This is a genomic window from Arsukibacterium sp. (assembly GCF_036735525.1).
Classification (GTDB): Bacteria; Pseudomonadota; Gammaproteobacteria; order Enterobacterales; family Alteromonadaceae; genus Alishewanella.
Genome location: NZ_DAINOE010000002.1, coordinates 67,624 through 89,977, shown reverse-complemented (window position 1 = coordinate 89,977; position 22,354 = coordinate 67,624). Strand labels below are relative to the sequence as shown.

At 48.9% G+C, this 22,354-nt stretch carries 27 protein-coding genes; 13 read left to right on the top strand and 14 right to left on the bottom strand.

All coding sequences use genetic code 11. The features are described from left to right. Positions 1-285 precede the first annotated feature (285 nt). The 7 genes from V7D78_RS01080 (at position 286) to V7D78_RS01050 (ending at position 6,572) form a co-directional block, all read left to right on the top strand. Positions 286-2,439, top strand: a complete 2,154-nt coding sequence (locus V7D78_RS01080) for a prolyl oligopeptidase family serine peptidase (protein WP_333606573.1) — start codon at positions 286-288, stop codon at positions 2,437-2,439. A 190-nt stretch (positions 2,440-2,629) separates the two neighbouring features. Continuing rightward, on the top strand, positions 2,630-3,841 hold the full coding sequence (locus V7D78_RS01075) for a phosphopentomutase (RefSeq protein WP_333606572.1): 1,212 nt from the start codon (positions 2,630-2,632) through the stop codon (positions 3,839-3,841). A gap of 22 nt (positions 3,842-3,863) precedes the next feature. Then, a complete protein-coding gene (gene deoD / locus V7D78_RS01070) occupies positions 3,864-4,565 on the top strand; it encodes a purine-nucleoside phosphorylase (RefSeq protein WP_333606571.1) in 702 nt (233 codons plus the stop codon). 30 nt (positions 4,566-4,595) lie between these two features. After that, positions 4,596-5,069: a xanthine phosphoribosyltransferase gene (gene gpt, locus V7D78_RS01065; RefSeq protein ID WP_333606570.1), complete on the top strand. Its 474-nt coding sequence runs from the start codon at positions 4,596-4,598 to the stop codon at positions 5,067-5,069. Further along, entirely contained in the window at positions 5,069-5,650 is a 582-nt protein-coding gene (locus V7D78_RS01060; RefSeq protein WP_333606569.1) for a nucleoside deaminase, read from the top strand. Before gpt ends, V7D78_RS01060 begins: the two co-directional genes overlap by 1 nt. A 371-nt stretch (positions 5,651-6,021) precedes the next feature. Further along, positions 6,022-6,276 (top strand): type II toxin-antitoxin system ParD family antitoxin, encoded by a 255-nt coding sequence (locus tag V7D78_RS01055; RefSeq protein WP_333606568.1) that lies wholly within the window; start codon positions 6,022-6,024, stop codon positions 6,274-6,276. Continuing rightward, positions 6,276-6,572 carry a type II toxin-antitoxin system RelE/ParE family toxin gene (locus V7D78_RS01050; protein WP_333606567.1) on the top strand — a complete coding sequence of 99 codons (297 nt, stop codon included), beginning with the start codon at positions 6,276-6,278 and terminating at the stop codon, positions 6,570-6,572. Before V7D78_RS01055 ends, V7D78_RS01050 begins: the two co-directional genes overlap by 1 nt. A 127-nt stretch (positions 6,573-6,699) precedes the next feature. Here the strand turns inward: V7D78_RS01050 and V7D78_RS01045 are convergent, their stop codons facing one another. The 9 genes from V7D78_RS01045 to queF form a co-directional block, all read right to left on the bottom strand. After that, complete coding sequence (locus V7D78_RS01045; RefSeq protein ID WP_333606566.1) at positions 6,700-7,500, bottom strand: SDR family oxidoreductase; 801 nt, start codon at positions 7,498-7,500, stop codon at positions 6,700-6,702. Between the two features lie 96 nt (positions 7,501-7,596). Next, positions 7,597-7,815 (bottom strand): VF530 family protein, encoded by a 219-nt coding sequence (locus V7D78_RS01040; protein ID WP_333606565.1) that lies wholly within the window; start codon positions 7,813-7,815, stop codon positions 7,597-7,599. A gap of 71 nt (positions 7,816-7,886) precedes the next feature. Further along, positions 7,887-8,894 (bottom strand): isocitrate dehydrogenase, encoded by a 1,008-nt coding sequence (locus V7D78_RS01035; RefSeq protein ID WP_333606564.1) that lies wholly within the window; start codon positions 8,892-8,894, stop codon positions 7,887-7,889. 173 nt (positions 8,895-9,067) lie between these two features. Continuing rightward, a complete protein-coding gene (locus tag V7D78_RS01030; protein WP_333606563.1) occupies positions 9,068-10,741 on the bottom strand; it encodes a hypothetical protein in 1,674 nt (557 codons plus the stop codon). After that, the gene (locus V7D78_RS01025; protein ID WP_333606562.1) at positions 10,728-11,129 is read right to left on the bottom strand and encodes a DUF3192 domain-containing protein; all 402 of its coding nucleotides are present in this window, start codon (positions 11,127-11,129) and stop codon (positions 10,728-10,730) included. Before V7D78_RS01025 ends, V7D78_RS01030 begins: the two co-directional genes overlap by 14 nt. A 14-nt stretch (positions 11,130-11,143) precedes the next feature. After that, a complete protein-coding gene (locus tag V7D78_RS01020; RefSeq protein ID WP_333606561.1) occupies positions 11,144-11,950 on the bottom strand; it encodes a 5'-3' exonuclease H3TH domain-containing protein in 807 nt (268 codons plus the stop codon). A 1-nt stretch (position 11,951) separates the two neighbouring features. Beyond that, on the bottom strand, positions 11,952-13,310 hold the full coding sequence (gene ppnN / locus V7D78_RS01015) for a nucleotide 5'-monophosphate nucleosidase PpnN (protein ID WP_333606560.1): 1,359 nt from the start codon (positions 13,308-13,310) through the stop codon (positions 11,952-11,954). A 34-nt stretch (positions 13,311-13,344) separates the two neighbouring features. Continuing rightward, positions 13,345-14,889, bottom strand: coding sequence for a diguanylate cyclase (locus V7D78_RS01010; RefSeq protein WP_442886489.1), 1,545 nt, complete (start codon positions 14,887-14,889; stop codon positions 13,345-13,347). Positions 14,890-15,354: 465 nt separating this feature from the next. Beyond that, positions 15,355-16,197 carry an NADPH-dependent 7-cyano-7-deazaguanine reductase QueF gene (queF, locus tag V7D78_RS01005; protein ID WP_333606558.1) on the bottom strand — a complete coding sequence of 281 codons (843 nt, stop codon included), beginning with the start codon at positions 16,195-16,197 and terminating at the stop codon, positions 15,355-15,357. 61 nt (positions 16,198-16,258) lie between these two features. Here queF and syd point away from each other — a divergent pair, with 61 nt between their 5' ends. Further along, positions 16,259-16,816 carry a SecY-interacting protein gene (syd, locus tag V7D78_RS01000; RefSeq protein WP_333606557.1) on the top strand — a complete coding sequence of 186 codons (558 nt, stop codon included), beginning with the start codon at positions 16,259-16,261 and terminating at the stop codon, positions 16,814-16,816. Between the two features lie 20 nt (positions 16,817-16,836). On the opposite strand, the gene V7D78_RS00995 is transcribed toward syd, so the two are convergent. Both V7D78_RS00995 and V7D78_RS00990 read right to left on the bottom strand, forming a co-directional pair. Then, the gene (locus V7D78_RS00995; RefSeq protein WP_333606556.1) at positions 16,837-17,613 is read right to left on the bottom strand and encodes a DUF2310 family Zn-ribbon-containing protein; all 777 of its coding nucleotides are present in this window, start codon (positions 17,611-17,613) and stop codon (positions 16,837-16,839) included. After that, the gene (locus tag V7D78_RS00990) at positions 17,600-17,917 is read right to left on the bottom strand and encodes a hypothetical protein (protein WP_333606555.1); all 318 of its coding nucleotides are present in this window, start codon (positions 17,915-17,917) and stop codon (positions 17,600-17,602) included. The genes V7D78_RS00995 and V7D78_RS00990 overlap by 14 nt, the downstream gene beginning before the upstream one ends. Before the next feature lie 199 nt (positions 17,918-18,116). Here V7D78_RS00990 and V7D78_RS00985 point away from each other — a divergent pair, with 199 nt between their 5' ends. After that, positions 18,117-18,494 (top strand): DUF3192 domain-containing protein, encoded by a 378-nt coding sequence (locus V7D78_RS00985; protein WP_333606554.1) that lies wholly within the window; start codon positions 18,117-18,119, stop codon positions 18,492-18,494. Between the two features lie 33 nt (positions 18,495-18,527). Here the strand turns inward: V7D78_RS00985 and V7D78_RS00980 are convergent, their stop codons facing one another. Next, positions 18,528-18,755, bottom strand: coding sequence for a DUF2789 domain-containing protein (locus V7D78_RS00980; protein ID WP_333606553.1), 228 nt, complete (start codon positions 18,753-18,755; stop codon positions 18,528-18,530). Between the two features lie 181 nt (positions 18,756-18,936). Between V7D78_RS00980 and V7D78_RS00975 the strand changes: the two genes are divergently transcribed. Next, positions 18,937-19,578 (top strand): GNAT family N-acetyltransferase, encoded by a 642-nt coding sequence (locus V7D78_RS00975; RefSeq protein WP_333606552.1) that lies wholly within the window; start codon positions 18,937-18,939, stop codon positions 19,576-19,578. A 12-nt stretch (positions 19,579-19,590) separates the two neighbouring features. On the opposite strand, the gene V7D78_RS00970 is transcribed toward V7D78_RS00975, so the two are convergent. Beyond that, positions 19,591-19,887 carry a DUF3301 domain-containing protein gene (locus tag V7D78_RS00970; RefSeq protein WP_333606551.1) on the bottom strand — a complete coding sequence of 99 codons (297 nt, stop codon included), beginning with the start codon at positions 19,885-19,887 and terminating at the stop codon, positions 19,591-19,593. Between the two features lie 71 nt (positions 19,888-19,958). Further along, a complete protein-coding gene (locus V7D78_RS00965) occupies positions 19,959-20,618 on the bottom strand; it encodes a choice-of-anchor H family protein (RefSeq protein WP_333606550.1) in 660 nt (219 codons plus the stop codon). A gap of 151 nt (positions 20,619-20,769) precedes the next feature. On the opposite strand from V7D78_RS00965, the gene V7D78_RS00960 reads away from it, so the two are divergent. From V7D78_RS00960 to V7D78_RS00950, 3 genes are read left to right on the top strand one after another with little or no spacing between them, the layout of a single operon-like run. Further along, positions 20,770-21,087, top strand: coding sequence for a YqcC family protein (locus V7D78_RS00960; protein ID WP_333606549.1), 318 nt, complete (start codon positions 20,770-20,772; stop codon positions 21,085-21,087). After that, positions 21,069-21,863, top strand: coding sequence for a tRNA pseudouridine(65) synthase TruC (gene truC / locus V7D78_RS00955; protein ID WP_333606548.1), 795 nt, complete (start codon positions 21,069-21,071; stop codon positions 21,861-21,863). The genes V7D78_RS00960 and truC overlap by 19 nt, the downstream gene beginning before the upstream one ends. After that, complete coding sequence (locus tag V7D78_RS00950) at positions 21,860-22,300, top strand: flavodoxin (RefSeq protein WP_333606547.1); 441 nt, start codon at positions 21,860-21,862, stop codon at positions 22,298-22,300. Before truC ends, V7D78_RS00950 begins: the two co-directional genes overlap by 4 nt. Positions 22,301-22,354: the final 54 nt, after the last annotated feature.

Here is a 22,354-nt window from a genome sequence, read left to right as displayed (position 1 = left end):
AGCAGCGGATTGAAAATCCGCGTGTCGGTGGTTCGATTCCGCCTCTGGGCACCATTAATGTTAAAACGCCAGCTGATGCTGGCGTTTTGCTTTTATATTCTCCTCTACCATGTTATGGCCTTTAATCGCAGCCCAGCCTGGCTGTTTCTGTTAATAGCGAAGCTTTGTCTGATAAAAACGAAGCTCTGTCGGTTAATTATTGACTGCCAGTAGGCAAATTACAGCAACTTTGTTAGGCTCTGCGCGCGCCAATAATAATAATTCTTACACCGGAGTCCATAATCCATGAAGTATGCCGTAACCCTAATCGCTGCCGCTTTGCTGACGGCCTGCGGTGGGCCTAAACAAGATGTCAGCAAAAGCAGTGAGCAAATGACCCCTACTATGCAAATCAGTTACCCGGACACCCGTCGTGGTGAGGTGGTAGATAGTTATTTTGGTACAGAAGTCGCCGATCCTTATCGCTGGCTGGAAGATGATCGCAGCCCGGAAACCGAAGCCTGGGTAAAAACCCAGAACGAGCTAACCTTCTCTTATTTATCGCAAATCAGTTATCGCGATCAGATCCGTGACATGCTGCAGCAATCGTGGAATTTTGAGCGAATTGGTGCGCCCTTCACTGAAGGCGATTACCAGTATTTTTATAAAAATGACGGCTTACAAAACCAGTTTGTACTGTACCGGCAAAAACCAGGTGCAGAGGTAGAGGTGTTTTTAGATCCCAACACCTTTAGCGCCGATGGCACTACGTCGTTGGCCAGCATCAGTTTTTCACGCGATGGCAGCCTGGCGGCTTATGCCATTTCGGAAGGTGGCAGTGACTGGCGCAAAATTTTTGTGATCAACGCCGAAACCGGTGAGCAAATTGGTGATGTGTTAGTCGACATCAAGTTCAGTGGTATTAACTGGTTGGGTAATGACGGTTTCTTTTATTCCAGTTATGACAAGCCGGTAGGCAGTGAGTTATCGGCGATGACCGATCAGCATAAACTGTACTACCATAAGCTGGGCACTGAGCAAGCTGATGATAAAGTGGTGTTTGGTGCTGCTGAGGCAGAACGGCACCGTTATGTGGGTGCTACTGTCACCGAAGATAATCGCTACCTGCTGGTTTCTGCCTCGGTATCTACCTCTGGTAATAAGTTGTTTATTAAAGATTTAAGCAAAGCTGATAGCGAGTTTGTCATTATTTTAGCTGACACCTCCTCTGATACCTATCTGTTGGACAGTGATGCTGATAAGTTATTTTTTGTGACTAACCGCAATGCGCCTAATCGCAAAGTCGTGCTGGCCAATGCGGCTAAGCCACAGCCAGAGCACTGGCAGGATCTGATCCCGGAAACGGAGCATGTGCTGCGCGCCAGCAAGGGCGCAGGCTACTTGTTTGCAAACTATATTGTCGATGCGGTTGCCAAAGTGCAGCAGTATGATTATCAGGGCCAACGGGTGCGTGATATCAGCTTGCCCGGGGTCGGCAGTGCCGGTGGCTTTAGTGGTAAAAAAGAGGCGACAGAGCTGTATTTCAGCTTTGCTAACTACACCACGCCCAGCAGTATTTACCAGTTTAATCCACTAACGGGGGAGGCGACCTTATACAATCAGCCACAAACCCGCTTTGACCCGGCAAACTATATCTCTGAGCAGGTGTTTTACAGCTCGGCAGATGGTACCCGTATTCCGATGATTATCAGCTATCGTCGCGATCTGCAAAAAGACGGTACTAACCCGACTATTTTATATGGTTATGGTGGTTTTAATGTCAGCTTAACGCCATCGTTCAGTGTCTCTAATGCGGTGTGGATGGACATGGGCGGCATTTACGCCGTAGCCAATATCCGCGGTGGGGGCGAATATGGCCGTGCCTGGCACGATGCCGGTATTCAGTTAAACAAGCAAAATGTGTTTGATGACTTTATTGCTGCCGCTGAATATTTAATTGCGCAAAACTATACCAGCAGCAACAAGCTGGCACTGCGCGGTGGCTCTAATGGTGGTTTGTTGGTGGCAGCCGTAGCTGTGCAGCGCCCTGAGCTGTTTCAGGTGGCTATTCCGGCAGTGGGTGTATTAGATATGCTGCGCTATCACACCTTTACCGCCGGTGCGGGCTGGGCGCATGACTATGGCACCGCTGAGCAAAGTAAAGAGATGTTTGAATATTTGCTGGGGTACTCACCGGTACATAATGTGCGTGAAGGGGTAAATCATCCGGCGACGATGGTTACGACTGCTGATCATGATGACCGCGTAGTACCGGCGCACTCGTTTAAATTTGCCGCTGAGTTACAAGCCAAAGATGGCGGCAAAAACCCGCAATTGATCCGTATTGATGTGAATGCCGGTCACGGTGCCGGTATGCCGGTGTCGATGATTATTGACCAAGCCGCTGATGTGTTTGCCTTTAGCCTGTTTAATATGGGTGTGACGCAATTACCTAAGTAAGCTTGTTTCTCAGCAACACTATTGAAAAGGCGCCTGTGGGCGCCTTTTCTGTTTAAGGCGGATCATTGCCAAATAGCTGCAGACGGTTTAAGCTGCGTGCCCTTTTTTATTTTTTGCACCCACCACTATCTGCCATACTAAACTTATAGTTGGGCTTACAGTTGGTCAGATAGGGTGTTGGAGTAAGCAGATGACAAAAGCAGTGATTTTAGTGCTGGATAGCTTTGGTGTGGGCAGTACGCCTGATGCTGACAAGTTTGGTGACATTGGCGCCAATACCTTCGCCAGTATTGCTCGCGTGTTTGCTGAACAAAAGAAACCGCTGGTATTACCTAACCTGGCGCGGCTGGGCCTGGTAAAGGCCGCCACAGCGGCAGCCAAAGGGCAGGCGGTTATGGTGGCAGATGCCAGCGACTGTATTGGTGCCTATGGCTATGCCCGCGAACTGAGCAGTGGTAAAGACACGCCCAGTGGCCACTGGGAAATGGCCGGGGTGCCGGTGCTGTTTGACTGGGGTTATTTTCATGCTAAAACCGACAGCTTCCCGCCTGAGCTGATTGCGGAATTATGCCAACGTACTGGTGTGACTGGTATTTTGGGCAATTGTCATGCTTCAGGCACCGACATTCTGGTGAAGCTGGGTGATGAGCATATCAAAACGGGGCAGCCCATTTGCTATACCTCAGCCGACAGCGTGTTTCAGGTGGCGGCGCATGAACAGCATTTTGGCTTAGAGCGCTTATTGTCGTTTTGTCAGGTGGCGCGTGAGCTGCTGGATAAATACAATATAGGGCGGGTGATAGCGCGGCCGTTTTTGGGCGATAGCCCGGATAATTATGCCCGCACCGGCAACCGTCGCGATTACTCGGTGCTACCCCCGGCGCCCACAGTGCTGGATAAACTGACTGCTGCGGGTGGTAAAGTGATAAGCATTGGTAAAATTGCCGATATTTTTGCTCATCAGGGCATCAGCCAAAGTATAAAAGCCAACGGTCTTGCTGCGCTGATTGATACCACCATAGCGCAAATGCAGCAGCAGCGGGCACAAAGCCTGATTTTTACCAATCTGGTTGATTTTGATCAGAACTACGGCCACCGTCGCGATGTAATAGGCTATGGCGAAGCCCTGCAGTATTTTGACCAACGCCTGCCAGACATCCTGGCCGCTTGTGACGAGGATACGCTGCTATTGCTGACCGCTGATCACGGTTGTGATCCTACCTGGCCCGGCACTGAGCATACCCGTGAATATGTGCCGGTGTTACTGTACCGGCCGGGCTTAACCGGTGTTGATTTGGGCGAGCGTATGAGTTTTGCCGACATGGGGCAAACGCTGGCCAATTATTTTGACTTAGAAGCGATGGCCTACGGCGAGTCGTTTTTAGCTGCAATACAACCTTAATTTAAAGAGAAGAACTGAATTTATGGCCACACCACATATTAATGCGCCAGCAGGCGCCTTTGCCGAAACAGTACTGATGCCAGGCGATCCGCTGCGCGCTAAACATATTGCTGATACCTTTTTAGACGATGCGGTGTGCGTTAATACCGTGCGCAATATGTTCGGTTACACCGGCACCTATCAGGGCAAAAAAGTCAGTGTGTTAGGCTCTGGCATGGGCATTCCGTCTATGTCTATTTATGCCACTGAGCTGGTGAAGTTTTACGGGGTGAAAAACATTATCCGTATTGGCTCTTGTGGTGGTTTGCCGCTGGATGTCAAGGTGCGCGACGTGGTAATTGGTATGGGTGCCAGCACCGATTCTATGGTTAACCGCAACCGTTTAGGCGGTATGGATTTTGCGGCTATTGCCAGCTTTAACCTGCTGGAAAAAGCCGTGGCCGCGGCCCGCGCGAAGAACATTGATGTGAAAGTGGGCAATGTGTTTACCTCAGATTTATTTTATAACCCCAGTGATACCCTTTTTGATACGCTGGAAAAATACGGCGTACTGGCCGTAGAAATGGAAGCGGCTGGCCTGTATGGCGTAGCGGCAGAATATGGCATTAATGCATTGGCCATTTTTACTGTGAGCGATCATATCCGCACCGGTGAAGCGCTGAGCGCTGAGCTGCGCCAAACCAGCTTTAATGAAATGGTCGAAGTAGCCTTAGGCTGCCTCTGAGTCAGTATTGGCATAGTAAAGGGGTTCAGGATGTCATTAGCAACGAACAAGATGTTTTACGTGTCATGGGAAGCTTTTCACCGTGCGACCAAAGAACTGGCAGGGCAGTTACTGGGTCAGCAGTTTGAGGCGATTGTTGCGGTTAGTCGCGGCGGTTTGGTACCGGCGGCCATTATTGCCCGTGAGTTGAATATCCGGGTGATTGACACTATCTGTGTCGCCAGCTATCAGCACGATAAACAAGGCAGTCTGAAGATTTTAAAAGACGCCAGTTTGGCTGACTCGGCGCGGTTGTTGATTGTTGATGATTTGGTTGATACCGGCGAAACGGCCCGCGCACTGCGCGAGCACTTTCCGACGGCCTGTTTTGTTACTGTCTATGCCAAGCCGCAGGGCAAGCCGCTGGTGGATAAATACGTCACCGATATCGAGCAAGACACCTGGATCCAGCTACCCTGGGATATGGAGCTGGCCTACAGCACACCACTGGCAGGAGGCGAATAATGCCCTTAGTAGGCTCGCCAATGCATAGCGTACAGATCACGCTGCCCGACTGGATTAACACTGTGGTCGACTGGCAGCGGGTTTATGTAAGTGATGATGAAAAAATGGCCTTAGCCGTTGAGTTATCAAGGCAAAACGTATTGCGCGGCACCGGTGGCCCTTTTGGCAGTGCTATTTTTGCTGCCGACAGCGGTAAGCTATTAAGTGTTGGGGTGAACCGGGTAATGCCAATGCATAACTCCAGCGCCCATGGTGAGATGGTGGCCATCATGCTGGCCGAGCAGCGCATACAAAGCTTTAGCCTCAGTGCTGATGGCGTAAAACGCGAACTGTTTACCTCGTGCGAGCCCTGCGCTATGTGCTTAGGCGGCACCTTGTGGAGTGGTGTAAAGCGACTGGTCTGTGCCGCTACCGCAGAGGATGCCCGCGCTATCGGCTTTGACGAAGGCCCGGTGTTTGAGTCGAGCTATCAATACCTGCGCGATGCCGGCGTAGAAGTCGTGCTGCAAGTACAGCGTGATGCCGCCGCCAAAGTATTGCGGGATTACTTAAATGACGGCGGCACTATTTATAATGGTTAGCAATAATAGCTAACAGTGTGTTTCTTTCTATTTTTTTCTAAATCCATTCGATACCCTGACTCCGCTATGCTTAAGCAGCGGAGTCAAACTTCCTTTGGCATTAAATAGCCTTAAATGTCAGTGTTTCATGCAGCGGCTTTTGTTGTGAATAACAACATTAGCTGTACCTGGGATTTGAGGGTCAGATAAAAATAAACCTTAGTGCCCATTCCCAGAAAGGGCTATTCACTCAAAAAACATCATGTTGCGGCTCTAATCGCGGAATAAAACCCTTTGGGAAATCAGTTCTGGTCGACAAAAATAGGGCATTGATCCAATCTATGAAAGTAGTATGATAATTTCATATTGTAACCTAGAGAGGGTCACTTGCTATGAGTATGCATCGGAAAACCATCACACTGACTGAGCAACAAGAAGATTGGGTAAAAGCGCAAATTAAAAGTGGCCACTTTGGTAATGATAGCGAGTATATACGTGACCTGATACGCAGAGACCAACAAGCTAAAGAGCGTCTTGCTACCCTGAGACAAGCTCTTGTTGAAGGGGAAACCAGTGGTGAGTCTAAACCGCTAGACATAGCGGCTATCAAAGCGGCTGGCCGTGAATTGATAAAAAAGGCTAATTAGTGCTTAAGCTCAGTGTCACGCCCAAGGCGGTATCTGATCTTGTCCAGATCTGGCTTTATACCTGTGAAGAATGGGGGACTGCTCAAGCGGATAAATACGTTGATTCTCTTGAAGTTGGTATGAAACAGCTGCTTAATCATCCTTTACTGGGTGCCAACTACGCACATGTTCTTGCGGGATATCGACGATTGCAAGTAGAGCACCATGCTGTATTCTATCAAGTTTTAGACGCGGAAGTGCTTATTATTCGGGTGTTGCATGAGGACATGGATGCTCCTCAAAGACTTCTGGATTAATGGAGCCTGGCAGCATCGATAACAATGTTTCCCTTAGATATTAGGGTTAGATATTAGGGTCAGATCAAAATTAACCAATGTACCCAGGCGGCACTTGATGAAGTTATAGCTGTGTTACTACCAAAACTCATTGAGACGGACTGGCAGCCGCGCCTGCCAAAATGCCCCCATCAATATTGATCTCGGCGCCGGTTAAATAACCACATTCATCAGAGGCAAGCAGCACGGCAACGGCCGCGACTTCTTCTGGCGTACCAAAGCGGCGTAACGGGGTATCTTGCACATAAAGCGCCATATTCGCTTCTCGCTCAGACCCATCACCCAGCAGCGGCTCCCACATCGGCGTTAAAATAGCCGCCGGATGAATAGAGTTACAGCGAATGGTTAAGCCTTGCTCAGCACAGTACAGAGCGACACTTTTAGTATGATTACGCACTGCTGCCTTACTGGAGGCGTAAGCAGCGGCGGCGGGAATGCCCACTATGCCAGAGCGGGAAGACATGTTGATGATAGAACCGCTACCCTGAGCCCGCATAGCGCGGATAGCATATTTACAGCCCAGAAAAACCCCATCTAAATTGGTTGCGTGCACCGCACGCCAAGCCGCTAGTGTGGCATGTTCCGGATCCTGTGCCGCGCTGCTGGTTTCAATGCCGGTGATACCGGCATTGTTAACCAACACATCTAATGTGCCTTCACGCTCAACAATGCTTGCAGTAACTTGCTGCCAGGCATGTTCGTCGCGGACATCCAAGGTGATAAAACGGGCCTTTGCGCCGGGTTGCATAACGAGTTGTTGCTCTGTGCTAAAATCCAGATCACTCAGGTAAACAGTGGCACCTTCAGCGATAAAGGCCTGTGCGATAGCCGCGCCTATGCCGCGGGCGGCGCCAGTGATCAGTGCTACTTTATTGGTTAAACGTGGCATCCAAACCTCCTAAGGTACAACCTTGATAATAGGATCAGATTAATAATATTGGTGATAATAGGGTCAGCCAATAGCCTTTTATGTTTGATACAGCTATTACTGATGCAGCTTAGTTGCGATAAACAATGCTTCCACTTTTTCGCGTGCCCAGGGCGTTTTGCGCAAAAATTTAAGGCTGCTTTTTACCGAAGGGTCTATTTTAAAGCAGTTAATATCAATGTGCTGCGCCAGTGTTGGCCAGCCATAGTGATCGACTAAGGCCGTGACGATTTGCTGCAGCGTAATGCCATGTAAAGGGTTGTTGGCTTGGGTCATTGCAAGTCTCATAAAAAAATAGCCACATCAGGTGGCTATTTTATCTGTAATGTCAGCTATTACCAGCCTAATTATAAGCGCTCAAGAACCGCCTGGGTAAAGTCGGTAGTACCAAAGCTGCCGCCCAGATCGCGGGTGGTGCGATCGCCGGTGGCAATCACATCGGCCAGCGCGGCGCGAATACGTTCAGCTTTATCTTGCTCACCTAAATATTCCAGCATCTGAATAGAGGCTAAAATCACCGAGCTTGGATTCGCCAGATTTTTACCGGCGATATCCGGCGCACTGCCGTGTACCGCTTCAAAAATGGCACAGTCTTTACCAATGTTGGCACCTGGTGCCATGCCTAAGCCACCAACCAGACCGGCACACAAGTCGGATAAAATATCACCAAACAGGTTAGTGGTAACAATCACATCAAACTGCTGCGGGTTCATTACCAGTTGCATGCAGGTGTTATCGACAATCATTTCCTGCATTTCAATGTCTGGGTAACGCTGCGCTACTTCGCGTGCGGTTCTTAAAAATAAACCAGAAGTAGACTTCAGGATATTGGCCTTGTGCACTATGGTGACTTTTTTACGCTTTTCGCGACGGGCAGTGTCAAAAGCAAATTCGGCAATGCGCTGAGCGCCGTCGCGGGTGACGATACTGGTGGCTTCTGCCACTAAACCATCTGGCGATAACACCTGGCCGTGGCCAGAATACATACCTTCGGTATTTTCGCGAATGGTAATAATATCAATGTTATCGTAACGGGCCTTGGTGCCTTTAAACGAAATGACCGGCCGCACATTAGCGTACAAGTTGAATTTTTTACGTAAAGTGACGTTAATAGAGGTAAAACCTTCGCCAACCGGCGTGGTTAACGGCCCTTTTAAGGTAATTTTATTACGGGCAATCGCATCAAGCGTAGCCTGTGGTAATAATTCACCGGTTTTTTCCAGTGCGGTTAAGCCGGCATCGACATATTCGTAGTCAAACTGACAGCCGGCTTTATCCAATACTTGAATAGCGGCTTCAACAATACTTGGACCTATGCCATCACCTTTAATGACGGTAATAGTTTGCTTACTCATTGGGATCCTTAGTATACAAAAATGGGTTAACAGCGGGAGGATGCGCAGCGTGGAATGGCACCCGAAACGGCATGAAGTATAGCGTTTTCGGGCTTTAATTACCAGTTTGGGGGAGAATTAGCCTAAAAGCGCGCTGAATACACAGTATCACCGTGGTGAATGTTGTAATAAAACTACTTTTTAGCCAGGTCCACAGGTAACGGTAAAAAAGGCTGACTAAGGGCTATTAATTGCAACTGCCAGCTGCTGGCACTGGCTTCTGGCAACCCCAGCCGGGCTTGATGTTGCGCCAGCGCTTGCTGCCATTGCTGCTGGTTATGCCTATCGGCACAAAACACCGCCAGGCATAAGCGCCAACTGAGCAGCAACAAGCTAGTCGCCTGCTGCTGTGGCCGGCTTAATGACGCGGGCGGGCTGGCACCTTGTAACATCGGCAGGCCGGGTAGCCAGTCATCTAGCTGATAGTGCTGTAATAGCTGAGCAAGGCTGCTTAAATACTCAGGGCTGCGCCATAACTGCTGTTGTACTAAGCGATCTAGCAACAAACCCTGTTGATCGCAGCGGCTTAATGGCAGTAAATCAGCAGAAGCTAAATGGTAAAACGGCAAACAGCTACAGCCAGCCAGTAATGCAGCGTCATTGTCGCTCAGGGCATCGAGGCTCAGTGCAGTGTGGCCGGCGTCACTTAACAACAACAACGCCTGTTGCAGGCAGCGTTGCAGCTGCACAAACCAGGCATGATGGCCACTTTGTTGCAGTGCTGCCTGCTGATATAGCTCAGCTTGTGCTACTACAGAGGGCAGTGCATCCTGCCCCAGTAAACTGATGGCATGGCGCAATTGCTGAATAGGCAGTTGCTGGCGGCTGACCCTCTGTGCCTTGTCGAGAATAGATTGCACCATTAACGGCTGTGTCGATAATAACTCCAGCTGTTTTTTTAATGACTGGTAAGGCAGCACGCTCAGTATGGAACGTTCAAACAGCTGCGATAACGGCCGTTCACTGCTATTGGGCAGGCTGGTGTTTAGCTGACAGCTTTGCAGCCACTGGCTGCTGAGTAAACGCTGAGGCGGCAGCCATTGCAATGCTGTGTTGCCGGCATTTGCACCTGAAGTGGTTGCCGGCAGGTCAACAGCCATCTCCACAGCGGGGCCAAATTGCTTTTGCGCGGGTTCATAGGGCAGCAGCTGATAATGGCTGGGGCTAACGGCACAACACAAATACAGCTGGCCACTGTTATCACGCGCAAAACGGCCAAGGCGGTACAGCGCCGGACCCAGTTTATCGGCTAAATATTCCAGCAACGGATAGTGGCCGGCTTGCTGGAGTAAGCGCTCCGGGCCCAGCCACTGACCATGTTGATAGAGGGCACTGGCAGTATGACAGGCCTGAAATAACAAGGGGCCGTCACAGTGACGCTGCCAGGGCGGCGCTTGCATCGAGGCGGCGTGAGCTGAGGTTAACAGCTGTTGTAAGGCTGGTGCCAGGCTGGCTTGCTGTAACTGGCGTGCGCTGTGCAGCCAGATAGTAGCTGCTGGCTGGGGCGACGTTTGACTGCTGGCCAGTAAAGTGGCTTGCAGTAAAGGCAGGCTGCGCCTGGCACTGATATGTTCAAATTGACAATACAGCAGTATTAAGATGGCCGCTTTTAGCGCCGGCGTGGTCAGTACTGAGGGCTGCAAAGCCAGTCGCGCCACTACACTGGCACTGTGCTGCTCTGCCAGTTGTACTAATTGCTCACTCAGACGTTGCACCAGCGCGACCCGGCGCGCCGCATCCGGTTCAGGCTGCTGTAGTTGCAATAATTGTTGATAAAAAAGCGGCCAGCTACTGTCAACGGGAGTCATGTACCGGCAGCTCCTTATACTGACTGAGTGCATCGTCAGCCACCGCCACTAACTGGCGGTCGATAAACAGCAGGGCAGTACACTCGTCTGCAGTGGTAATGCCATCGGCTAATTTACGGTGGGTGCGGTAATACAATAGCTGGTGAACTTGCTGCTGGTAACGCACCGCTTCGGTAATATCCGGGCCACCTAAACGTTGCATAATATCATCCTGCGTCAGGTTAGCCTTTATATCCAGACGGCTAATAAATTTATGATTAAAAGCCTCGCGGTCCTGCCAGCTCATCTGGGCCGGATCATCTTTATAAAACAGCAATACCGCCAACGTAATAAATGCGTAGCTAATAATACCAATGCCAAAATAAACGAAGGGTTTGAGTTTTATCATCTGGCTACCGCTGATTAAGGCTTAGGGTTAAGGCGGATATGCTGCATATTTAAGCCCAGTTGTAAGTGAGTTTGCAGGCTGAGAACCTGCATATAACTCAGAATGTTCTCTTTATCAGCCAGAATTTTATCCCGTAGTTTACGCGGGCAGTCCGGGTGCTCCAGTGCCTCGGTCAGGGTATTACCCAACGCCATCAGCTCCAGCGCGGTTTTGGGCCCAATACCACTGACCCCGGGAATATTATTGGTACTATCGCCGACCAAGCTCCAGAAGCGGACCAGTTGCCCGGCTGGCACGCCGAATTTATCGATGACCTGCTGTTCGCTGATCAGCTGCTGATTAAAAGGGTCGTAAATCAACGCCCCCTGGGTTAATAAGGGTAAAAAACCTTTATCGGTAGAGGCAATTACGACTTCTTGTTGATGTTGCAGGGCTTTACAGGCAATAGAAGCAATAATGTCATCGGCTTCATACTCATCTTGCTGCCAGCAGCGGATGCCGCTATCTTCTACTGCTTGTTGTAAATCCACCAGTGCCGCACTGAGAATCGCTGGCATCGGCTTTCGATTGGCTTTGTAGCTGGGGCAACGTTGTTGCCGCCACTGACTATCGCGACCATCAAATACCAGCAAGGCATGGCTGGGGGTCAGTTCCAGCTGCAACCTGGCCAGGTGCTGCAACAACATTTGCTTAGTATTACTGATAATTTGTTGCTTAGTGCTGTCAGCCACCTCATCGGGCAGCGGCAAATACGGGCGCTCCTGCACCGCATACAGTCGTCGAATGACATTAAGCGCGTCTATCAGTAACAATCGGGCCATGTTAACGCACAATCCGGTAGCATGGCAGATAAGCACTGCCAGGTAACTTCATGCGCCCCTGATCAACAAAGGCCTGTAGCAAGGTATCCATCATCTGCATTAATTTCGGCTCGCCACTGAGTTCAAAAGGACCATGCTGGCGGATAGCTCTGATCCCTTCATCTTTGACATTGCCCGCCACTATACCGGAAAAGGCCCGGCGTAAATTCGCTGCCAGTGTTGCCTTGTCCTGCTCCAGATGCAAGTCGAGTGCGGCCATATTCTGATGATTCGGGATAAAAGGCTGCTGAAAATCGGCATCGATATGCAGTGTCCAGTTAAAGTGATAGGCATCACCAACCGATTTACGATATTGCCGCACTTCAGCGCAGCCTAATTTTAATTTACGTGCCACTGCTGCAGGATCGTCAATCACAATATCGATTAATTTTAAGGCATCTGCGCCCAGGGTTAGCTCAATAAAACAGGCGATTTCCCGAAAATAAGCTTCGCTTTGTTTCGGGCCGGTCAGGATAATCGGCAGTTGCTGCCCCGCATTGTTTTCATGCAACATAATGCCCAGCAGATATAGTAATTCTTCAGCTGTACCAGCACCGCCCGGAAACACAATAATACCATGCGCTACCCTTACAAAGGCTTCCAGCCGTTTTTCGATGTCCGGTAAAATCACCAGCTCATTAACGATGGGGTTAGGTGGCTCAGCAGCAATAATGCTCGGCTCAGTTAAACCCAGATAGCGGCCATTTTGAATACGCTGCTTGTTATGACCAATAGTGGCGCCTTTCATCGGGCCCTTCATGGCGCCAGGGCCGCAACCGGTACAAATACTCATACCGCGTAAGCCCAGTTGATAACCCACTTCTTTGGTGTATTTGTACTCTACTTCGTTAATGGAGTGGCCACCCCAGCACACGATCATATTGGGCTCGGCGGTAGCTTCAATGGCCTGCGCATTACGAAGAATATCAAACACGGTATGGGTTAAATGGGCACTATTGTGTAAATCCAGCGGGTTAGCGGCTGCCGCATGGCGGGTGTGGTAAAACAAAATGTCTCTGAGTACCGCAAACAAGTGCTCATGAATACCTTTGATAATCTGGCCATCGACAAATGCACTTTGCGGCGGATTGTTCAGTTCCATTTTAATGCCGCGCTCGCGACTGAGCAGGGTAACTGAAAAATCACGGTATTGATCATAAATGTCGGCCGAGCTGTCAGTATGGCTGCCAACATTTAGTACGGCCAGGCAGCAGTTTCGGAATAAGGTGAAGGCATCATCATCGGTATTGTTTTGTAGGCGGTCTACTTCAAGTTGTGATAATAAATCCATAGCGCCAAGTGGGTTTAAATGCACCTGCATAAAGGTCTCCCTGCTGAGAAAAATGTCATTGCGGCTAGCGGTGAATGATCACCTTATCACGTCCGGCCTTTTTTGCCTCGTAAAGTGCTTCATCTGCTCTGTCAAAGGCTTGACGGCTGTTGTCATCCTCACGCAATTGAGTGGCACCAAAGGATATGGTGATTGGCACCCGCACCTCCTTAAATTTAAAGGCGATGCTTTTAATGCGTTCGCGCAAGGTATTAAGTGGCTCGGCCAGTTCGACCAATTCCGTTTCCGGAAGTAACATAATAAATTCTTCGCCGCCGTAACGGGCAATAAAGTCTGTTTTACGCATGCCTTTTTGCAGCGCTTTAGCAATGACTTTTAAGGTTTTATCGCCAGCACTGTGGCCATAGGTATCATTGATATTTTTAAAATGATCGACATCGGCCAGCACTATACACAAGGGCTTTTTATAGCGTTGCCAGCGGGCGACTTCCAGTGCGAAGCGTTCATCAAAGGCTGCACGATTAGGAATTTCGGTCAGGGCATCTTGCAGACTGCGGAAATTTTGTTCGGCTAAGCGTTTTTTAAATTGTTGCGCTTCTTGCTCTAATTCCGTAAGCCTTGATTGCATACTTTGCAACGTCGATAAAATTTGCTTGCGCTCGGTACGCTCCAGTTGTTCTTTTTCGCGCAAAGAGCTGGTAATGGTTTCCAGTTTGTCGGTAACCAGTTGTTTTAGTTGCACTAACGAGGTGGCTTTTTGGCTATGTTCGGCCAGATGATCAATTTGTTGTTCTATTTGTTGGTTGAGCTTTTGCAATTTAATTTGCAACTGCCCGGATTGTTGCAACGACGAGGCCATTGCCTGTTGTACCATCGCCAGTGCATCATTCAGTTTTAATAAAAAGTGCTCAGAAGATTCACGTTCTTCGTTAATGCTTGAGACAATTAAGCTGATGGTTTGCAGGCAGGCGTCCAGTAAGCCTTCAATGCTCAGTTGCTGTAACAAGCTTTGTTTAATCTGCTCAATTTTGCTGGAGTTCTTCTCGGCAAAGGCCAGTTCACTCAGTAAATTAGTCAGCTCTACCGAGATCTGCCGGCAAATGTGGCCATAGCGGACTTCGTCAGAGTTATCGCCGGCATCCAGTTTGCTTTTGGCTTGAAGCGCGGTTTGATATAGCGAAGTTAAATCGGCGAGAAAGGGCATAAACGCCTGCACAGTAGACGAGGGCTGCTCGACCCGGTTGAGCAGACTGCGTAAATCGCGACGTAGTTGATCGGGTAAGCCTTTTTGCTGCTGCAGTAGTTTGCCGGCCTGGCTAAGTTGTTGCTGGGTTTGCAACACCTGCTGTTGCTGCTTGCTTTCCAGTTGCTTTAAACTATTACTGGTATCTTCAATAAAGGGCAGCAGTTTAGCTAAATCAGTGCCTCTGGCCAGTTCGGTACGTAATTTAGCTAATCGGTTGTCCAGTTCGATGTCAATACCTTTGCTGAGTAATGACAGCCGCTGTACAAACAACGCCAGAATGTGGAATTGTTGCTCATAGGTATCTTCAAGCTGTTTACGGGCTTGTAGCGCCTTGGTTAACTGTTGTTTGATATCGTCTTGCAAGCGGATCACCCCGTTATCACGGTAGCCGAGAATACTCGTAGATTTAAGTATATCCGTATCTTGCAGAATTGCGATAGTTGATTACGATCATAAGGATAACAGTGAAAAAAAACAGCGAGCCCTGAGGCTCGCTGTTTTTTTGTGGTAGCAGTTCGGCGTTTATCTTTTGTTAATAGTTTAGTGGTAAGTGGGCACTAAAACTACTTGGTCAGATAATAGGGGAACCAACTCGTTTCTTCTTCAGGGGTAAGATCTATCATATCGCCTTCCATCAGCATTCGGGTTCAGTGTGGCTGAACCTCGGGCTAATTAAAGCAAAATTTGCTTCAAAATGAAAGTTGATATGAAAGCTTTCAGCTTTCATTACGTAATTTTATGCTTAAAGTTGCCAAGATAATGATTTTTACTGCCAAGTCACAGTAAAAACTGTGCTTTGGCAAGAAAGGTTACAGTTGCGGGTACGGGTTATTGTCTGCTCAGACGAATGGCCGGAGCCGTATAGGCTTCACTACTGCGCAGTGGGTTAATATCCAGACCGCCACGGCGGGTATAGCGGGCATACACGGCCAGAAATGTTGGCTGACAACGATGCCAGATATCACAGAAAATGCGTTCAATACATTGTTCGTGAAACTCATTATGGCTGCGAAAGCTAATCAAATAGCGTAACAGGCCTTCATGGTTAATAGCCCGGCCCCTATAATGAATAAATACACTGGCCCAATCGGGTTGGTTGGTGATCAAACAATTTGATTTTAACAGGTGCGAATGCAGCTTTTCTTCAATGATCTTGTCCGATCCCTGACCACTGAGTAAACCCGGATCATATTGATAATGCTCGACATTGATGTCTTGCTCATCCAGGCAAATGCCGGGGATCCAGGTGGGCTGAAAAGCCATGATTTCATTAACATTGTGCAGACTCACCGTAACAGGTGCACCAGCACAGGCCGATAAATCACGTTGCAGGTGTTGATAGACCTGGCCCAAATCGGCAAAGCGGCTTTGATTAAAGCTATTTAGATACAGTTTGAAAGATTTAGACTCTATAAGATTAGGCGAGCTTACCGGCACCACAAAGGTCGCCAGTGCTACCATAGGTTTACCTTTAGCATTGAGCCAGGATACTTCGTAAGCATGCCAGATATCCTGACCGACAAAAGGCAGCGCATTGGCTGATAAACCCAATGCATCGCGGCCCATGCTCCGAGGCACGGCTTGCAGCAGCTTGGCATCATAAAATTCGGCGTAGGCGGTGATTTTGCCCAGACTCAGGCTGGCAAGTATATCGGATGGACTCTGTGTCATCGTTTGCTCATTACAGTTACAATGCGCTAAATTTTAGCATAGTTAAACGGCGGAGTAGACAGTGTTATTAAGCAAAGCATACAGCCATTTTGTTGAAGCCAGCAATGAGTGGCACCAACAGCAAAATATTAAGATGTGTTGCTGGGCCCAGCAAGACGACAGCTCGCCCTGTATAGTGCGCCGCATTGACGAACAACAGGTAGAGTGGCAGCCAGTGTTGCAGCAACCTGCCGCTGATTTCAGTAATGTTGAGCTGGCGTTGGAGTGCGAGTTACACCCTGATATCAAACAATTTTATAGCCAGTATTATGGTGCCAACCTGGCAGCCGACCATCAGCGCGGTAAACTGGCGTTATTAATGGTGTGGAGTGCGGCTGACTTACCCCGTTTGCAGGAAAATATTATTGGTCATTTAATAATGAAACGGCGCTTAAAACAGCGTGAAACGGTATTTTTTGCGGTGACAGAAGATGACAACATTATGCTCTCGGTATTAAACGCGACCGGTGAGGTATATCTGGAGTCTGTTGGTAAAGATGTGCAGCAAAAAGTGGCAGACAATCTTGCTGACTTTCTTAATCAGTTGCGGCCAGCTCCTTATAGCCCGGATTTTGACTAACCTATTGATATGATTGCAAATTACGCTTGGCAATCCCAGGCGATGTTACCCAGTAACCGGCACTGCTCACATTTAAAATCAAAAATCTGATGCAGCGGCTCGGCTAAGCGCCAAGGTGCTGCGCAGCCAGGGCAGGGTTTGGCTGCCTCTGTGGCGCAGTTACTGCTGCTGCCACTATAGAGCGCGTAATACACAGGGAGCTTATTGCGTTGACTGATGGCATTAGCTAAAGATCGTCCCTGACGATTAAGCTTACTATGCAACTGCTGCAAGCTGTTTTCAGCCACTTTAGGCAACACCCGGTTTTGCTGCGACTGTATCTCATCTAATGCCTGAAACTGAATTTGCCAGCGGATCAGCGGTTGATGATCAATAGCATCAACTGGCGCAAAACGGTATAGCGGCACTGGCGCAAAGTGTTCGATACAGCGCAGTATTGAGCAGTTATCAGCAAAGGTACTAAACATAATAAGCGCTGCTGGTGCCTCAGTGGGGCTGGTATGCTGCGACATTAAGTCTTCACCCAGTACTGTTAACTGTGGATACCCTAAACCGGCGCTGGCCAGTCGTTGCAGCTGTTGCAGACCTTGCTGGCTGTGGCAATGACGGTGTAAGGCGGTAGTTTGGGGTATCACTACCCGGCTGACAAATGCCGTCTGTTGTAACGCCGTAGGAAATTCCCGTCCCAGTACTTGACCATTAAAAATTAAGGCTTCCAGATAACCGCGAATGGCCTGCTCTGCAAGGGCTAACTGGGTGTCAGCGATAATCTTAAAGCGCAGTTCAGCCAGATACATCAGGCTGCTCTTGGTTTTGCTGCAACAGATGTAACAGCTGGTCGAGCTTGGCTTCAATGCGATCTAGTTGCGCTTGCTGTGCTGATGGCATTGGTTCAGCGGCTGGCAGGGCGCTGTCGATGTATGGGCCGGCCACGGCTTGCTCCGCACTGGGCAATTGCCGCCATTGCTGATAGGCGGCGAATAACTCAGGGCCATTGAGTTGGCTGGCCAGCCTGGCTTTAAATAACGCCAGACTGGGCGTTTTACCCTGCCGCAGCAAACTGGCGGCGGTATGTTGTAACAGTTGCAGTGGGCTAGACATTAAGGTCGCCAAAATCACTAAAATATCGTTAAAACTACCATCATTTAGGGCATGGCGAAAAGCCTTATAATGTAAAACATTGATTTTTATATATTTTAAAATTGGCACTCGCCTTGCTTTATTAGCTTACTCAAGTTTGGGTATGACAATGTACATCTAACCATGTACATAAAAGAGATATAACGAGAAGGAGCAACAGATGAGTGCTAAGGTTAAGCTGGCTAACGTCGTGGTAGCAGCAATAGTAGTGGTAAGTTTAAGTGGTTGTGTGGTGGCTATTGGCGATAAAGAGCTGAGAAGCAGTTCAGATGAACAATGGCGTAAGACCCAGAATTTTAACCAGCAGCAGATAAATCAGTTTAGCCCTGGCTTATCTGTAGATGAGGTGCGTGCGTTATTGGGTACCCCGGATTTTGTTGAAAGCTTTGAAAAGGACGGCAAGACAGTATTAGTGCTGTTTTACCGCACTCACCACGTTAAAAGTGATGGTGTTACCAGTAAAGATGAATGCACCCCGCTGGTATTTAAACATAATTTGTTAAGCGGCTGGGGCGATAAAGCTTACCAGTATTTATAACAACCTGAGTGTCATTGTCATCCTGGCTTGCTGCTAATGCAGCAAGCTGTTTAACTCATCTATCACTTCAGCCCAATCTGAATCTGCGCGCCAGGCTTCTCTTATAAAACTGGCTTGCGCCTGATTCCAGAAAGGCGCATCAGACAAGCTGGTCTGCGCATGCAAGCGGTGTTGCTGCACAAATTTGTCAATGGCCTCAGGCTCACTATCCAGCCCAAACTGCGCAAACAACGTCGATAAGTTATGACTACTGGTGTCCATGTCGCCTCCTTAAGAAAATGAACTCTTGTTGAGAAAAGATGCAGCTAAGCTTATTGGTTAAGCATAGCTGGTAGAGCTCAGCCTTGCTGCAAAGTTCCATTATCACTGCTATAAGCGCTTGGCAAGTCTGAACGGCACTGATATTGTGATGAAAATAACAACAATAATCAGGATGTCTGCTATGTCCGCCCAACCCCTTGAATTAGATACCAGCAATATAAAAGCTACATTGCTAAATGGTGAAGAACTGAAACTGGCCGCCTCTGTGTTGTATCAGTCCTATCATGATGATCCGCTGTTTATGCAAATTTTCCGTGCCGATACTTCAGAATACGATGCCAGGCTGCGTGCAGCCATTCGAGAAGAACTCAATACCTTTTGGCAGGCTAATCAGCCAATAGTGGGTATTTTCAGTGGTGAACAGTTGCTTGGTGTGGCCTGTGTAACAGGCCCAGATTCAGGGGTCGGAGCTAACCGTTTGTGGCACTGGCGGCTGAAGATGTTGCTGACCGCGGGTTTTGTTTCGACTAAACAGTTATTAGCTAAAGAGCAAAAAATTCATGCTGCTATGCCGGCAGAGCGCTATCATATGTTAGCCTTTATTGCTGTATTACCTAAATATCAACATCTTGGTTTGGGGCATTATTTGATCCATGCTGTTGATAGCCTTGTTGATCGGGATGCGGCATCAGCCGGTATAGGGGTTTTTGTCACGCTACCCAAGTACCTGAGTTTTTTTAATGATGACAGTTACACAACGGTGGCTGAACTGGAATTTGGTAGCGTGAGCGGCAGCCTGATGTTCAGGCCGCGCCAGGGTTAACGCCAATTCCGCTTAGATACGGTGCGGCGGCAGGTTAAAGGCCGCCAGCCGTAAACCGCTGAGCAGCAATTCGGCCTGATAACGGCTTTCACCGTCGGCACTAAAATCAACCTGATACAGGGTTAACCAGCGCCATTTACCCGACTGTTTGCGCCAGCAGTGGCGATTTCGGCCACAATCGAGTAATTGCAGTTCTTGTTGTTTGCACAATTGCCGGGCCAGCAGCAAAGCACGTTCATCTTGTTTTCGCTGCAGCCAAAACAGATACATAATACTGACCAGTAATAAAATTAACCAGACTGAGGTCATAGGCTCTCCAAATCGATGAACGCTTATCATGTGGCCTTAGCGGCAGTTTTACAATATAAGGAGAGCACCGCTTACTCAGTAAATGTGCTTTTTCTATGGAAACGACGACCATACAGGTACTGACGATAAAACAGCAACCCCAGCCCAAACAGCACAAAGATACCCAGGCTGCCCCCGTAGCTTTCTACCACAACCAATAACGGCTGATCGCGTTGCAGATCTTCCAGCGGCAGATCAGCCAGAATTATTTCATCATAGCCGGATATTTCGGCCAGTAACCAGCCGGTATTAGCATCATACAACCGGATAATGACATCGTAATAAGCGGTGGCATAGTCATGTTCAAAAATGGTGTCAATGGCAAACCAGTCATTGCGGCTTTGACGGTATAACCAAAATATTGAGCTGACATGAAAGCGTTGCTCTGCCCGGCCTGGGCGTTGCAAGCTAAACTCAGCCCATACCGGCTGGCTGGCGCGATTGGTGTCAGCATCAAACCTCAAATACAGCCTATGGAAGAAGCCGTTGTTGTTAATGTCACCCGTTAACTCCAACTCCAGCCGGTGAAACCAGACATCGGTGCTGTAACTTTGCGAACTAACCAGTCCGGAAGTTTCACTCATGGTGCCGCTTTGTGCGTTGCCATGTTGCTCTGTGGTGGTAATAACCGCTTGTTCAGCGTTAAGGCTGATAGTAGTGAATAACAGTAAGGCACTTAGCAGTATTTTCATGGTGATTCCTTGTTTTCATGCTTGAGCACAAACAAGGTATAGAGGGCAGGGCGTGAATCCCTGCTGAACTATCATCTGCAGACTGTAAAGCGTCATGCTTATGCTAGAATAGCCTTTTTAAGCAATCAGCCTTTGCCTAAACAGGGTGCTCATGTCGTCTCAGGTGCAAACCTTACTGCAGAATATAGAAACAGAGTTAAAACAGGCGGGCTTGTGGAGTGGCACACCGCCTTCAGCGCAGGCTCTAGCCAGTGTGGCGCCTTTTTGTTGCGATACCTTGTCCTTGCCACAGTGGTTAGAGTTTGTGCTGTTGCCAAGAATGCAGGCTCTGCTCGATGCTAACATGGCGTTACCGGATAAAATCGCGATATTTCCCTATGCTGAGCTGGCTTTTGCCGGGCAGTCGCAGCAGTTGGCGCCTTTGCTGGCGGCGATTAAGAGATTAGATGCATGGCTGAACCAGAATTAAGCTGCGCACCCATATTACCGATTTTATATCAGGATCATGCCCTGGTGGTCATTGATAAACCGGCCGGTATGCTGGTGCACCGCTCTTTTTTAGATAAGCATGAAACCCTGTTTGTGATGCAAACCCTGCGCGACCAACTGGGGCAGCATGTGTATCCGGTACATCGGCTGGACCGGCCTACTTCAGGGGTGTTGGTGTTTGCGTTATCCTCAGAAGTCGCGCGTTTGCTGTCAGAGCAAAACCAGGCAGGCTTGTGGCAAAAAGGTTACCTGGCGCTGGTTCGCGGTTTTATTAATGAGGCAGGTGAGTTGGATTACCCATTAAGCCGGCAGCTGGATGATATAGCCGATAAATTCAGCCACGATGATAAAGCAGCACAACAAGCGCTAACCCGTTACCAGCCTTTGCAGCAGGTAGAATTACCCTTTGCCGTGGGCCGTTATGCCAGCAGTCGTTATGCGCTGGTGGCACTGCAGCCATTAACCGGCCGTAAACACCAGTTGCGCCGGCATCTGGCGCACCTGCGCCACCCTATTATTGGCGATACCAGCCATGGTGATGGCAAACATAATGCGTTTTTTAAACAGCAGCTGCATTGCCCGCGCTTAATGTTAATGGCCTATACCTTGCGGCTTAAGCATCCGTTAACTGCTGAGCCGTTGCACTTTACTGCTCATTTAACCGACTTTGTGCCGCTGTTGCAGCGCTTTGACTGGCCAACCGACGCTGGGTATTATCAACAATGTTTTAGTGAATTTTTAGTGGAGAAGACATGAGTAAAATTGCATTGATGGTCGGTAGTGTCTATGGCGGCGCGGAATTTGTGGCAGAGCAGGCGCTGCAGTTATTAACGGAAAAAGGCCATGATGCGCATTGGCTAACTGAAGCTACGCTGGATGAAGTACTGGAATTTGATGCCGACTGCTGGCTGTTGATTAGCTCCACCACTGGGCAGGGCGATATCCCGGATAATCTGTTCCCTTTTTATCTGGAGTTAAAAAATCGCTTCCCGTTACTGCCTACTAAGCAATTCGCGGTAATTGCGATGGGGGATAGCAGCTACGGTGACACCTTTTGTGCTGCCGGCCGGCAATTGTTTGAACTGATGCAAGAGTTACAAGCCACCCCGGTGGCGCCTATGCTGCAAGTGGATGCCGGTGAAACCCTGCAAGCAGAAGATGTTGCCTTGCCCTGGCTTGCCGAGCATTTCTGACGCTGTCAAACAGCTATAGCACCAGGCAATTAAATGATTGCCTGGTGCTTAAAG

Coding starts and splice junctions, on each gene's coding strand:
- V7D78_RS01055 (WP_333606568.1), top strand. CDS start 6,022: ATGAGTATGCATCGGAAAACCATCACACTGACTGAGCAACAAGAAGAT.
- queF (WP_333606558.1), bottom strand. CDS start 16,197: ATGACACAGAGTCCATCCGATATACTTGCCAGCCTGAGTCTGGGCAAA.
- V7D78_RS00975 (WP_333606552.1), top strand. CDS start 18,937: ATGTCCGCCCAACCCCTTGAATTAGATACCAGCAATATAAAAGCTACA.
- V7D78_RS00990 (WP_333606555.1), bottom strand. CDS start 17,917: ATGTCTAGCCCACTGCAACTGTTACAACATACCGCCGCCAGTTTGCTG.
- ppnN (WP_333606560.1), bottom strand. CDS start 13,310: ATGCAGGTGCATTTAAACCCACTTGGCGCTATGGATTTATTATCACAA.
- V7D78_RS01075 (WP_333606572.1), top strand. CDS start 2,630: ATGACAAAAGCAGTGATTTTAGTGCTGGATAGCTTTGGTGTGGGCAGT.
- V7D78_RS01045 (WP_333606566.1), bottom strand. CDS start 7,500: ATGCCACGTTTAACCAATAAAGTAGCACTGATCACTGGCGCCGCCCGC.
- V7D78_RS00950 (WP_333606547.1), top strand. CDS start 21,860: ATGAGTAAAATTGCATTGATGGTCGGTAGTGTCTATGGCGGCGCGGAA.
- V7D78_RS01035 (WP_333606564.1), bottom strand. CDS start 8,894: ATGAGTAAGCAAACTATTACCGTCATTAAAGGTGATGGCATAGGTCCA.
- truC (WP_333606548.1), top strand. CDS start 21,069: ATGGCTGAACCAGAATTAAGCTGCGCACCCATATTACCGATTTTATAT.
- V7D78_RS01040 (WP_333606565.1), bottom strand. CDS start 7,815: ATGACCCAAGCCAACAACCCTTTACATGGCATTACGCTGCAGCAAATC.
- V7D78_RS00980 (WP_333606553.1), bottom strand. CDS start 18,755: ATGGACACCAGTAGTCATAACTTATCGACGTTGTTTGCGCAGTTTGGG.
- V7D78_RS01080 (WP_333606573.1), top strand. CDS start 286: ATGAAGTATGCCGTAACCCTAATCGCTGCCGCTTTGCTGACGGCCTGC.
- V7D78_RS01025 (WP_333606562.1), bottom strand. CDS start 11,129: ATGATAAAACTCAAACCCTTCGTTTATTTTGGCATTGGTATTATTAGC.
- V7D78_RS00995 (WP_333606556.1), bottom strand. CDS start 17,613: ATGTATCTGGCTGAACTGCGCTTTAAGATTATCGCTGACACCCAGTTA.
- gpt (WP_333606570.1), top strand. CDS start 4,596: ATGTCATTAGCAACGAACAAGATGTTTTACGTGTCATGGGAAGCTTTT.
- V7D78_RS00965 (WP_333606550.1), bottom strand. CDS start 20,618: ATGAAAATACTGCTAAGTGCCTTACTGTTATTCACTACTATCAGCCTT.
- V7D78_RS01020 (WP_333606561.1), bottom strand. CDS start 11,950: ATGGCCCGATTGTTACTGATAGACGCGCTTAATGTCATTCGACGACTG.
- V7D78_RS01030 (WP_333606563.1), bottom strand. CDS start 10,741: ATGACTCCCGTTGACAGTAGCTGGCCGCTTTTTTATCAACAATTATTG.
- V7D78_RS01060 (WP_333606569.1), top strand. CDS start 5,069: ATGCCCTTAGTAGGCTCGCCAATGCATAGCGTACAGATCACGCTGCCC.
- V7D78_RS00985 (WP_333606554.1), top strand. CDS start 18,117: ATGAGTGCTAAGGTTAAGCTGGCTAACGTCGTGGTAGCAGCAATAGTA.
- V7D78_RS00960 (WP_333606549.1), top strand. CDS start 20,770: ATGTCGTCTCAGGTGCAAACCTTACTGCAGAATATAGAAACAGAGTTA.
- V7D78_RS00970 (WP_333606551.1), bottom strand. CDS start 19,887: ATGACCTCAGTCTGGTTAATTTTATTACTGGTCAGTATTATGTATCTG.
- deoD (WP_333606571.1), top strand. CDS start 3,864: ATGGCCACACCACATATTAATGCGCCAGCAGGCGCCTTTGCCGAAACA.